This window comes from Neobacillus drentensis, from assembly GCF_036965645.1.
Lineage (GTDB): Bacteria > Bacillota > Bacilli > Bacillales > Cytobacillaceae > Neobacillus > Neobacillus drentensis_D.
Genome location: NZ_JBALPZ010000011.1, coordinates 1 through 12,049, shown reverse-complemented (window position 1 = coordinate 12,049; position 12,049 = coordinate 1). Strand labels below are relative to the sequence as shown.

Sequence of the window (12,049 nt, the reverse complement as noted above, 5' to 3'; positions counted from 1 at the left end):
CACTAATTTTTCATTTTCACAAATAGGAATCGCCCCTACATCAAGTTCTTTCATTTTCATCGCTACTTCTTTACAAGTACTTTCAGGAGTACAGCAATCAATATCGGTTGTCATTACACTAGCAACATTCATTTTAATGTCTCCTTTCTTATTTCCTATTTGTTCCATACCCGCCCTATTTTATGGTTAAACATATTTAGGCTGTGTTTACCTGAGTGTGGATTCTACAAAAGTACGGGTGGATTCTACGTAATAAAGGAGGATTTCTACAAAAGCCAGAGGGAATTCTACAAATGGTAGTAAGTATTCTACATAAATCAAAACTAATTCAACAAAAATTGGAAACGTAATCCCAGAACCAAAAAACCTCCCAGCCCAATGAAGCTGAGAGGTGATAGGATTACCCTACACGTTTAATACTTTGATCGTTTTGACCTTTCTCTTTTATCCGGCTAAAAATATTCGCTAGAACTGAACCAGATAAATTATGCCAAACACTGAAAATCGCACTAGGTACAGCTGCTAAAGGTGAGAAATGAGCGGTCGCAATAGCGACTCCCAAACCTGAATTCTGCATGCCGACTTCCATTGCGACAGCCTTCTGTTTCGCAAGGTCCATCCCGCATAAACGGGCAAAGAAGAATCCAATCAAGAATCCTAACAGATTATGAAGAATGACCACTCCAAAAATGAGCAAACCAGTTTCCGCAATCTTCGCCGCACTGCCTGCAACAACCGCAGAGACAATTAGCACAATCGCAATAACCGAAACAAGCGGCAATGCTTTGGCACCGGCTTGTGCCTGTTTTCCAAAGAACTTTTTAATGATAAAGCCCAAAGCTAACGGAACAATAACCACTTGTACAATTGATAGAAATAAAGACGCCACACTAACATCCACCCATTTACTCGCAAACAGAAGAATAAGTAGTGGTGTGACAATTGGTGCTAGAATCGTAGAAACAGAGGCAATCGCAACCGCCAAGGCCACATTTCCTCTTGCTAGAAACACCATAACATTCGAAGCCGTTCCGCTCGGGCAGCATCCTACTAAAATAACCCCTACCGCCACTTCCTTCGGTAAATCAAGACCGACAGCTAATAAAAAGGCCAACAACGGCATGATGATAAAGTGACCGATGACCCCAAGGGCCACTTCTTTTGGTCTTCTAAACACTTCTTTGAAATCTGATAACTCCAGAGTCAGACCCATTCCGAACATAACAATCCCTAATAAAGGAACAATATATCCTCCTAGCCACACAAAGTGAGCTGGAAAATTAAAAGCTACAACAGCAAAGATTAATACCCATAATGTAAAGGTTTTTCCGGCAAATCCGCTGATTTTCTCGATGACTCCCATAATAGAACCCCCAATATAAATTTTTTCTCTTTTCTAAATAATTAGTCTTTCACTNNAGAATAAATTTTCAAAAAAATCAATGTTTTCATTTAGATAATATTTTCTGCTTGATAGTTTTACTTTTCTAAAACCTAATAACCTAAGATGAGCCTAAAAAAGCCCTTAACAGGATGCAACCTGCCAAGGGCTTAGTGTTAACTTATTCCTTTGTTACCCAAACGAGCATCTCTCCAGGAGTCCGGTTTGCCCAGCAATAATAAGGAATAAAAGTAACTTTCCTCTCTTCATATTCTTCATCTAGATCCGTTGCATACAATTGATTTCCCCATTCCTTTTGGACGACTCTCTTTTTAGCATTAGCTTCAATAATACCCACTCCACCAAATAGATTCTCTTCAAAACGATAACTAAATGGCTCATTTTTAGGAATGCGAATAAGATGTAGATTTGCTCCATTATCCGCTTCTTCTAAACAGTAAATAAATGGCCCGCGTTGGATCGCGATTTTATTTAAATCGGCTTTTACATACGGGTTTGCTGACCATACCTGAATGTTCATATCGAGTGAAAGGACTAACTCGTTATTACCTTTCCATTCCCGATCAATAATGATATAACCGTTAGTTGGCTGTTCCTTTATTTCTTCTCCATTTAGATAGAGCTTAAAGGTCTTTGACCAGCTTGGGATCCGAACGGCGAAGCCAAAGGAGACAGGGCTGTCTGGTTGAATACGGAACTTGATATCACCGTCCCATGGATAATTTGTTTCGTGCTGCAAACTAATCTTTGTATCCTTTACCACTACGTTCGTTTGATTGGTTAAATAAAGACTCGTATAAATAACATCATCATGGATGGTGTAGATATATTTATTAAGTGAAGTCAACATGCGCGCAAGGTTTGGCGGACAGCATGCACAGCCAAACCATTCTGGGCGGGTTACCTTCACATGACTTTTGCCAGGATCCTTCGCGCTATTTTGTGGATTCACTTCTAATGGATTCACATAGAAAAAATGCTTTCCATCCAAGGCCATTCCGCTTATAACAGTATTATACAGCGCTCTTTCTAACGTATCTGCATAAGAACCATTGGCATCATTTTTCAGCATATTGTATGCAAAGAAGATGAGTCCAATCGATGCACAGGTTTCACAGTACATCGTGTCATTCGGTAAATCGTAATCAGAGGTAAAGGCCTCGCCATCAACCGTTGAGCCAATTCCACCCGTAATATACATCCTCTTGGATACAATACTCTTCCAAAGTCTGTCGCAGGCCTCTAGCATTTCCCCATCATTACTTAAATAGGCAACATCTGCCATTGCCGCACAAAGATAGACGAGTCGTACAGCATGTCCTTCCGCACTTTCCTGCTCAAGGATCGGCTTATGTGCTTGATAATAACTTAACGGCCGGTGGGTCATCCCCTCAATCACGGGCCTTTTACCGGTATCTTCTTTTAATTGCCGCTCAAAGAAGGTAGTGTCTGTTCCGCGCTCATATAAGAAAAATCGGCTTAACTCCAAGTATCTACTTTCATTAGTTAGTTGATAGAGCTTTGCTAAAGCAAGTTCAATTTCTTCATGACCATCATAGCCTTTGATTTTGCCGAGCTCATCACCGAAGCTAGCATCAATAAAATCGGCTAATTTACACGCAATCTTTAAAGCCTTTTCATTTTTAGTTGTTTCGTAGTAAGCTACTGCTGCCTCAATATAGTGACCCGCACAATATAATTCATGACTTTCCGCTAGCTTTTTGAATCTTCGTTCAGGTTCTTCGATGGAAAAATAGGTATTTAAATAGCCGTCTTTTTCTTGGGCAAGTTCCAATAAGTCAATTACTTCATCGGCTAATTCCTTTAATGCCTCATCATACGTATGGTGTAATGAATAAGCGACTGCTTCTAACCATTTATACACATCACTATCCTGGAAGACCCAGCCATAGTGATGGCCTTCTTTTAAACCAGCAGCGATTTTAAAATTTTCAATTGCGTGGCTTTTTTCAGATGGAATGGTTTCATCATTGCGCTCTTTTTCAATCGTGATGTTGGCTCGGTCATTTAGGACATCCCACTGATAAGGGATCATTTCTTTTCTCACATTCTCTAAATAACGTGTCCAAAATTTGTCGGTAATTTTTACATCATGTACATGAATAGGTGCGCTATTTTTTACGGTCATAATAAACTTCCTTTCAATCTACTTTTGGGTTTAAAAGACGCCTTCAACTAGCCTTTTGAGCAGTTAAGTCGTTACGGATTTGAAGTTCATTTTTTTCATATTTTTGATAGAAAAGCATGGGAATAATCCCTAGCGCAAAAATAATCGTTGGCAGCCAGATAAAAGAAAATTGAATCCCAAACAAGGAGCCGTGCGATTGGACTGCGTTCGGAACATAGCCGAATGCTCCCATAATCTGCGTTGGGAGAAAGCCGCCAATCCCTGCTCCCGCTTTTATACAAAATGCACTGCCGATTGCGGTTAAAAATCCGCTCGCGCGAATACCAGTTTTCCATTCACCATAATCAACGGTATCTGACAGCATCGCAAACGGCATCGAACAAGCAATTCCAGAACCAATACAGCCAATAATCCAGCCAATGATAATGACGCTAAGTGAGGTACCAGCCACGAACATGATGACCTGTCCTACTGCAGCGAGAACGAAACCAATGATCATCGTCGAACGCTTCGAGGAGAACTTCACGATAAATGGAATGGCCGCCATCCCGATTACTTGGATAATTGAAATTCCATTAATAAGCGGGACTAAATTTTTATGGCCAATATTATATTGAAAATAATAAACAAGGGTAGAAGTTCGAACCGTCAGCGCAATCCAGAATAATAAATTGGCGGATACAATAATAACCCAAGGCCAGTTCCCATTAATTGCCTTGATACTCGTTTTAACTGGAATCGCCTTAATTTTTTCGGTGTTAATTTCCTTTAAGTCAACAAATGCAATTAAGAACATAACGACAGCAATGATAGCAAATAATCCCACAGTCAGTGTGAATCCTTTTTGATCGTTACCGCCTCCAAATAAAGCAACTAATGGAAGAGTAAACGTAACAGCTGCAAAGTTACCAACGTTTCCGCCAACCATTCGGAAGGAATTCAAAATGACGCGTTCGTTCGGATCCCTAGTTAGGTTTGGCAAAATCGAGGTAATCGGTGTTGCAATACCCGTATAGCAAATCCCAGCTAAAATATAAGTGGCGGTCGCATAAATGACCTTCCATGTTCCATCAAGATTTGGTGTTGTGAAGGTTAGCACGGTGAATACTGCAAACGGAATACACATCCACAGGAAATAAGGGCGGCTTTGACCATGTTTCGATTTGGTACGGTCAATTATAAATCCCCAAATAGGTGCATCAATTGCATCTATTAATCTTGTTAATAGTAACAATGTCCCGGCTACCCCTACCGATAGACCGAAAACATCTGTATAAAAGTACAATAAATAGCCGCCGATAATGCAATATAATAGGTTACCGCCAGTATCGGTTAATGCATAGCTGATCCGCCTATGAAATGGAACTTTATCTGATAAAAGATTTGTGTTATCCATGTTCGCAGCCTCCATCTTAATGATTTTTCATAATGGCCATTATGTTAAAGAAGTAAGGTACCTTAAGCTTGTCTCTATTGTAAGCGTTTTGTCACCAGGGAGAGAACTGATAAAAATGTATTTTTGGTGTTCTTTTCCGACTTTTTAATAGGGATAATAAACCGTTTTATTTACATTTTTTATGTTATAATTACTAGTGATAACGTTTTCTACTTTTCTTATAGTGTCTAAAACCGATTTTTGGTATATGAAAACAATTTCTGCTCGGATTGGTGATAATGATGGATTTACTATGGAAAATTACTATTGAAAGACCGCTGGCTTACTATAAATCTGGCCAATTTGTAAGTGCCGAAGATTGGAAGCATAAGGAAATGCAGTTAAGCAAAGATTTTGAGTTACTTATTGGATTACAGCATTCCATTTATATCCAAGTAGGAGCCGAGCAATACGAACTCCAGCCTGGTGATGTATTACTAATCCCGCCAGGAGTTCGTTACTTTGGTTATCATCCATCACAAAAGGGAGCAAGCTTCTTCTGGCTTCATTTTTTTCCTCGGATGGAAGCAGTGACATATTCAAAAGAACAATTAATCAACCATTTGATGGCCTCTGACATAGACTCTCATAAGGCAGCCATCAACGATTCGATATTTCTGCCTGCTTTCTTTCGCGTTACGTTTACAGACAAACCTTTTATATTGATGAAGCAGATTTTAGACATTGCGAATGCCTCTTACTACAGTACTTTTGCCGTTGATTATGTCGTGACGGAACTGTTAATCGAATTGACGGAACAGTATCACAAGCAGTTGCTGCATAGCACGACCAACCCTGCGGAGAATTCCCAGAAGTTTGCCCAAATCGTCGAATGGATTCGTGTCAATATTTACGAGGACTTGAGTGTCAAGGAAGTGGCTGATACATTCTCATTTAATCCTGATCACTTAACCCGTCTTTTCAAAAAAAAGATCGGGATGAGTACGATCAAATATATCAATACTTTAAGGCTCAATAAAGCAAAGGAGTTATTATGTACAACGAACAAGTCTATTAAAGAAATATCCTATGAATTAAATTTTAAAGATGAAAAGTATTTTATGAAGCTATTCAAAAATTATGAGGGAATTACGCCAAGCCAATTCCGTGATGCGTATACCCATACCTACATTAATACGATTTCGGTTGATCCTGATATTCCAATTCCTGCCCATTTATCTCAGTCTTCTTGAATTAAAAATAATACGTAACATACAAGATTTAATGCACAGATTGTATATTACGCCTTATTTTTCTATTAAATAGAAATGATTAGTAGATATTTCATCTAAGCATTTTTCGAAAATTTTATATATAATTAAAATTATATTTATTAAAGGAGCAGATAAAATGACAAAAACACTCACTAGAGCACCCTTCAAGGCCGACCATGTCGGAAGCTTCCTGCGTCCGGAGCGGCTTAAGCAAGCTCGTCTTCAAAAAGAAAACGGAGAAATCACAGCGGAACAGCTCCGTGCCATCGAAGATGAAGAGATCATTAAATTAGTAGAAAAACAAAAAGAAGTTGGCCTGTCAGCTGTAACCGATGGAGAATTCCGCCGTGCCTGGTGGCATTTCGACTTCCTAGCAGGACTAGAGGGCGTTGAGCTTTTTGAGGCCGAGTCAGGTATTCAATTTAATGGTGTTCAAACAAGAGCACACGGAATAAAAGTAACAGGTAAATTAGACTTCGGTCAGCATCCATTTATCGAAGACTATAAATTCTTGGACAGCATCAAGGGTGACCACGTTGCGAAATTCACAATCCCAAGTCCAAATATGCTTTTCTTTAGAGGAGTAATTGAGGAAGCGGTCTATCCAAACAAAGATGAGTTCTTTGATGATTTAATTAAAGCCTATCAAAAAGCAATTCAAGCATTTTATGATGCAGGCTGCCGTTATTTACAGCTTGATGATACCTCTTGGGCAGTGTTCTTCTCTGAGAAAGGCCAGAAGCAAATCGCCGACAAAGGCTATACGCCAGAAGAGTTAATTAAGATTTTCACTCGTGCCATCAATGAATCGATTGCTAACAAACCAGAAGATATGGTCATCACCATGCATATCTGCCGCGGAAACTTTAAATCTACTTATACAGCAAGCGGCGGTTATGATAATGCGTCAGAATATATCTTTGGCCAGTTAAATCTAGATGGCTTATTCCTAGAATTTGACGATGAGCGCTCTGGCGGTTTTGCTCCGCTACAACACGTGAATCGTAAGGATTTACAGATTGTTCTTGGACTCATTACATCTAAGTTTGGGGAATTAGAGGATCCTGAGCGCATCAAGACACGTATTGCGGAAGCATCACAGTATGTAGACTTAGACCAACTATGCCTAAGCCCGCAATGTGGATTCTCCTCTACCGAAGAAGGAAATCTACTAACAGAGGAACAGCAATGGGATAAAGTAAGACACGTTATTTCGATTGCGAATGATGTTTGGAAATAAACGGATGCGCGGGGACGGTTCTTTTGCTTCCGGATTTGATTCCGGAGCAACAGAACCGTCCCCATGCTTTTTTAATTGAGGTCTGATAAATGCTCACATTTAGTATTGTTTTATGTTCCAATCTGATTATTGGCGTTTTATTGGGTATGTCCGGAATTTCCGGATTTCTTCTGCCGTTAATTTATGTAGGTTTTTTAGCTATGCCCGTCCATGATTCCCTTGCGCTAAGTTTCTTATCCTTTGCTGTCTCAGGTGTTATTGGCGCTTACTCCTATTGGAAATCAAAAAACATGGATTTGAAACTAGCCCTTTTTTTGAGCATCGGCAGCCTTCCAGGTGCGTTTTTGGGCGTTCAAATCAATGTGTTAATTTCTGATTTTCTGGCAAGGCTGCTCCTCTATATCTTTGTCCTGTTAGCTGGATTATCCATTCTACTTAAGAAAACCAATGAAAATACGAAAATAAATCAGTCACCTATATTGAATCATTCTTTCATCGTAATTCTACTTGGATTTATTACTGCGGTCATTTGCTCATTAACAGGAGCAGGCGGTCCGATTTTATTAGTGCCATTACTAGCTAGCCTCGGAATCAATATTCGGATAGCCGTGGGGGTAAGTCTTTTAAATTCAGTAGTCATTGCCATTCCATCGATATTCGGATACTTTGCCCATGCGGATATGAAGACCACCTCAACATTAATTATCGCTAGTTTACTTGGTACCATTATCGGAATAATCACAGGTGCACGCCTTGCAAACAAAGTTCCTATTCACCTTTTAAAAATCATGATTGCAATCATAACCATCCTATCCTCAGTTTATATGCTCGTTATGCTTTAGAGGCATGGGGACGGTTCTCTTGCTTCTTTGAAGCAGAAGAACCGTCCCCGTGCTTCCTCATTCAACATCCGTTTTTTTGGTCCCTTTACTAATATAAGGTTTTGCACTCTTTTTTTTGTTGGCACTAGATTGCCAACGATTCCAGCCCTTCTTTCCTGTTCCTCTGCCTGTCCCACTTTTTCCTTTAGCTTTACTCAAATCATCACCCCTTTGTACATTAAGTCAAATATAACGCCTTATTCTAACTTAAATCCTTGACGGGAAGCTAGCTTCACCTAAACTTCGTAACCGGAATGTGAAAGTATAGGATTAAAAACGCGGAACACACAAAGCAAAGAACCCATGCCCAAAGCGGCCTCGTATGGTGGAGTCGTAATCCAATAAACAAAAATAGCCAAACCAAACATGACCAGCCAAAATTCCAGCCGTGGTGATAGGTGATCAGTTTTGATTTCATAAACAGAAACTCCGTCATCACCTCGATCATAAACCAGCTGCCCATATATAAAACATGCTTAGGCCAATGTAATGGATACGGGTATAAGGATAAATAAAGTAAGGTCAGGCTGGGGAAGGTGATAAAGGTTAGAATGAAATCGGCAATGGTATGGTTGGGTACGATTAATGAACCTTGAAAGGTCCATAATGGGTATTCATACATCAGAACTGAAATAAAAAAGTCCACACTTACGATAAAAAGGATGGTGGGATAGTATTTCCACCAGTTTCTCCAATCAGCAAACCGCCAAGCACTTATCATATAGATAAAGGGCAACGCCATTCTTAAGTAAGATACAAATGTATGTAACATGACGTCTCCCCCCTTCCAGCTCATTTCACTACCTATTAGTATTATTCATATTAAGAGTGTTTAAACGATTAGAAATATCTTAAAAAGAATTCTTAAAAACAGCATAAAAAAATGACTTGGAGAAACCCCCAACCCATTTTTTCAAACTTTTCCCTTCTCTTCCGTTAGCTATTTGGTGCTTATTTACTCAAAACTAATGTTTCTTCAAATCGGAAAACCCTATTTCTTCCGCATTTTTTTGCTTCGTATAATGCTTGATCAGCTAACTCTAATAATTCTTTCGAATTGAGCGATTCATTGGGTATAACCGATGCCACCCCAAAACTCATGGTCACCCATTCACTAATATTCGACATTTGATGAGGAATATGTAACTGTTCAATCTCAAACCTGATTTTCTCCGCTATCAAATAGGCTTCATGGGATTCTCTTTGTGGGAGGATAACTGCAAACTCTTCCCCGCCATATCTGGCACAAACAGCCTCATAGGAATCGAGTAATCCTTTAATGCGAGTAGAAATATTAATTAAACACTGGTCCCCTAATACATGACCATAATAATCGTTATAGGATTTGAAATAATCCACATCAAATAAGATGACCGAGAGCGGATAATGACAATGGGATGGAGATTCCCAATAATAATGAAGCATATGATCAAAATACCTGCGATTAAATAAAGAAGTTAATCCATCAATGTTTGATAAGTATTCTAGTTTTTTCTCATTTTCTTTATTCCGTGTAATATCATTTCGAATGACAATATACCGTAAAGGCTTCTTCTCATAATCTAAAAATGGAACAATGGTGGTATTGACCCAAAAGTAATCACCGTTTTTTGCCTGATTTCGTATTTCTCCCCTCCAAACATTCCCCTTTGAAACTTCCCTCCATAACTCTTGAAAAAATTCTTTAGGATGGTAACTACTATTAAACATTCGCATGTTTTTACCCTGGAGTTCTTGAAAGGTAAATCCAGAAATACGGCAGAACTTTTCATTGGCGTACAATATATTAGCTTTTTTATCCACAATTTGAACAATATTAGATTCATCTAAAGCAAATTTTAATTCTTGAAGATCTTTTAACGTTTTTGCGGTACTATACTATAAGTATATTTAAATGGAACCTTCATTTCCAAAGGACAATTTATGTATTTTTTCGAAAAATAACAGCAAAAAAATGGCTTGGAGAACCTCCAACCCATTTTTCTAAATTGCTCCGTTCCCTTCCGCTAACTTCTTCTTATCAGAAGGAAACATTCCAAGAATAAGAACAACTGGTACAATATTGACAACGGCCACAATCATCCCTTGGAAATCCGTACCACTCATTAACCCGTGTGCAGTCACTAAGATATACAGAATAGGGTTAAGAGCATGCAGCTTCTGCCATCTTTTGTAACCAATTTTCTTACGGAACTTCGATGTGACAATCGTTAAAATTAAGAAATAAGTCGCAATCGATGCGATCCCCATCGAAATGGTTTGATAGCTGCCGCTAAATGGAATCAGGATGTCAGACCAACTAAATTTCATGTAAGCATCAATCAATAAAATTCCTAAGTGACCCGCAGTCATAATTAATGACCAGTCTGACACTACCTCATGAAAATGAAGGAGATTATTGACTTTCTTTTTCCGTTTCTTCTGTACCGCAGAATATAGCCCCGTTAATGCCGCTAAATATAATAATAGATATGCCACAACCCCAGTTGCCCGGATTGCGTACCATTCCAATGATTCCATGTTATTCGCCGCCTCTCCAAATTTCTCTTGTTTCATTGATCATAACAGCTGGATTCTTTTTGACAGAAAGCAAGGCCTTCCCGCGCTCTTCTCCCAATAATAGAATCACTTTTGCTAAAACATCTGCTTCCACCGCAGTGGGGGCCGTGACAGTCGAAGAAATAATCGTACTCGCGGATGGTTCACCTGTTGTGGGATCAATCAGGTGATGCTTGCTTCTGCCATTCACCGTCCATCTTCTTTTCATCGAAGTAGAAGTAGCAACAGCACCCTCAGTGACTTGGATGGATGAGAGCATTTTTGATGGGTCAAAAGGGTCTTCGATCCCAATATTTAAAGGCCGTGGCAAACTTCCAAAAATGCGAATATCGCCGCCGACATTAACAAATCCAAATCCATATTCGAATAAGATTTCAGCTGCACGGTCAACTACCCAGCCCTTGGCGATTCCGCCTAAATCAATCCGGGTGTTCAATAGCACTGTTTGTTTTTCCTCATCCAATTGATAGGGCTTCAGTTTTGTAAATACCGGAGCTGTTGGGGACGGGACACCCAACTCCCGCCCTTTAATAAACTCAATGGATCGTGTATAGCCGCTGTTTTCAATCGCTGATAAAATACCAGGATTAAAGACTCCATTTGTTTCTTCGTAAAATTGAAGTGCATCTTTTAAGATGCTAAATAATGGATCAGAAACGTCCACTTCTTTTTCCAGCTGTTGATTTATCTGTGATAACTCACTATTCTCTTTAAACCGGCTGCAGGTGTCTTCGACAGAGGCAAATAATTTATAAACCGGCATGAGATCATTTGCAAATAATTCTTTACTTATCGATATTTGGACCATTGTACTCATTGAATTGAAGTTATACTTAAACATCATCATTTTCCTCCTGTATAGTATCAAGTGCACCGATGTACTAGTTGAATTGAAGCGATACTATATTAAATCAGGTCCCACCTGTGGTCGTATCAAAGCCTCCATGTTGGCTCTGAAACGAATTGTCTTGTGAAACTGATTGATCATCTGACTGCTGAGATCCATTTGTGTCCGTAGAACCACTCGTATCGGTAGATGTAGTAGTATCCGTTGATGTTGTGGTATCAGTTGATGTTGTGGTATCCGTTGATTGGCTCGGAACCTCGTAAGTGATCGATGAATCCTGGCTGTTCCCGCTTTGAGAGGTTTGTGTAGAGCTCTGTGTTGT

Annotated in this window: 12 protein-coding genes and 1 pseudogene; 3 read left to right on the top strand and 10 right to left on the bottom strand. The window is 39.4% G+C overall.

Annotated features, from left to right (window positions below):
- The 4 genes from V7266_RS01750 to V7266_RS01735 all read right to left on the bottom strand — a co-directional run.
- Positions 1-114 (bottom strand): CBS domain-containing protein (locus V7266_RS01750; RefSeq protein WP_335465510.1); only part of this gene is annotated, 114 nt, incomplete at its 3' end.
- 286 nt (positions 115-400) lie between these two features.
- The gene (locus V7266_RS01745; protein WP_335465508.1) at positions 401-1,363 is read right to left on the bottom strand and encodes a bile acid:sodium symporter family protein; all 963 of its coding nucleotides are present in this window, start codon (positions 1,361-1,363) and stop codon (positions 401-403) included.
- Positions 1,364-1,562: 199 nt separating this feature from the next.
- The gene (locus tag V7266_RS01740; protein WP_335465507.1) at positions 1,563-3,551 is read right to left on the bottom strand and encodes a glycoside hydrolase family 127 protein; all 1,989 of its coding nucleotides are present in this window, start codon (positions 3,549-3,551) and stop codon (positions 1,563-1,565) included.
- 43 nt (positions 3,552-3,594) lie between these two features.
- A complete protein-coding gene (locus V7266_RS01735; RefSeq protein ID WP_335465506.1) occupies positions 3,595-4,947 on the bottom strand; it encodes an MFS transporter in 1,353 nt (450 codons plus the stop codon).
- 281 nt (positions 4,948-5,228) lie between these two features.
- Between V7266_RS01735 and V7266_RS01730 the strand changes: the two genes are divergently transcribed.
- From V7266_RS01730 to V7266_RS01720, 3 genes are all read left to right on the top strand, one after another.
- Positions 5,229-6,179, top strand: coding sequence for a helix-turn-helix transcriptional regulator (locus tag V7266_RS01730; RefSeq protein ID WP_335465505.1), 951 nt, complete (start codon positions 5,229-5,231; stop codon positions 6,177-6,179).
- Between the two features lie 157 nt (positions 6,180-6,336).
- Positions 6,337-7,440, top strand: a complete 1,104-nt coding sequence (locus tag V7266_RS01725; RefSeq protein WP_335465504.1) for a 5-methyltetrahydropteroyltriglutamate--homocysteine S-methyltransferase — start codon at positions 6,337-6,339, stop codon at positions 7,438-7,440.
- An 89-nt stretch (positions 7,441-7,529) separates the two neighbouring features.
- Positions 7,530-8,282 (top strand): sulfite exporter TauE/SafE family protein, encoded by a 753-nt coding sequence (locus V7266_RS01720; protein ID WP_335465503.1) that lies wholly within the window; start codon positions 7,530-7,532, stop codon positions 8,280-8,282.
- 57 nt (positions 8,283-8,339) lie between these two features.
- Here V7266_RS01720 and V7266_RS01715 read toward each other — a convergent pair whose 3' ends face one another.
- The 6 genes and pseudogenes from V7266_RS01715 to V7266_RS01685 all read right to left on the bottom strand — a co-directional run.
- Positions 8,340-8,480, bottom strand: coding sequence for a DUF3934 domain-containing protein (locus V7266_RS01715; protein WP_335465502.1), 141 nt, complete (start codon positions 8,478-8,480; stop codon positions 8,340-8,342).
- A 73-nt stretch (positions 8,481-8,553) separates the two neighbouring features.
- A complete protein-coding gene (locus tag V7266_RS01710; RefSeq protein ID WP_335465501.1) occupies positions 8,554-9,093 on the bottom strand; it encodes a CBO0543 family protein in 540 nt (179 codons plus the stop codon).
- Between the two features lie 179 nt (positions 9,094-9,272).
- Positions 9,273-10,139: pseudogene (locus V7266_RS01705) on the bottom strand (diguanylate cyclase domain-containing protein); the annotation flags it as partial.
- A 165-nt stretch (positions 10,140-10,304) separates the two neighbouring features.
- Positions 10,305-10,841 carry a ferric reductase-like transmembrane domain-containing protein gene (locus tag V7266_RS01695; protein ID WP_335465500.1) on the bottom strand — a complete coding sequence of 179 codons (537 nt, stop codon included), beginning with the start codon at positions 10,839-10,841 and terminating at the stop codon, positions 10,305-10,307.
- Position 10,842: 1 nt separating this feature from the next.
- Positions 10,843-11,721 (bottom strand): FAD:protein FMN transferase, encoded by an 879-nt coding sequence (locus V7266_RS01690; protein WP_335465499.1) that lies wholly within the window; start codon positions 11,719-11,721, stop codon positions 10,843-10,845.
- A gap of 70 nt (positions 11,722-11,791) precedes the next feature.
- Positions 11,792-12,049, bottom strand: a 258-nt coding sequence (locus V7266_RS01685; protein WP_335465498.1) for a hypothetical protein, incomplete at its 5' end; no start/stop codon positions are given.

Bases quoted from the DNA above. Each gene is read 5' to 3' on its own strand.
- V7266_RS01745 (WP_335465508.1), bottom strand. From the start codon at position 1,363: ATGGGAGTCATCGAGAAAATCAGCGGATTTGCCGGAAAAACCTTTACA.
- V7266_RS01740 (WP_335465507.1), bottom strand. From the start codon at position 3,551: ATGACCGTAAAAAATAGCGCACCTATTCATGTACATGATGTAAAAATT.
- V7266_RS01735 (WP_335465506.1), bottom strand. From the start codon at position 4,947: ATGGATAACACAAATCTTTTATCAGATAAAGTTCCATTTCATAGGCGG.
- V7266_RS01730 (WP_335465505.1), top strand. From the start codon at position 5,229: ATGGATTTACTATGGAAAATTACTATTGAAAGACCGCTGGCTTACTAT.
- V7266_RS01725 (WP_335465504.1), top strand. From the start codon at position 6,337: ATGACAAAAACACTCACTAGAGCACCCTTCAAGGCCGACCATGTCGGA.
- V7266_RS01720 (WP_335465503.1), top strand. From the start codon at position 7,530: ATGCTCACATTTAGTATTGTTTTATGTTCCAATCTGATTATTGGCGTT.
- V7266_RS01710 (WP_335465501.1), bottom strand. From the start codon at position 9,093: ATGTTACATACATTTGTATCTTACTTAAGAATGGCGTTGCCCTTTATC.
- V7266_RS01695 (WP_335465500.1), bottom strand. From the start codon at position 10,841: ATGGAATCATTGGAATGGTACGCAATCCGGGCAACTGGGGTTGTGGCA.
- V7266_RS01690 (WP_335465499.1), bottom strand. From the start codon at position 11,721: ATGTTTAAGTATAACTTCAATTCAATGAGTACAATGGTCCAAATATCG.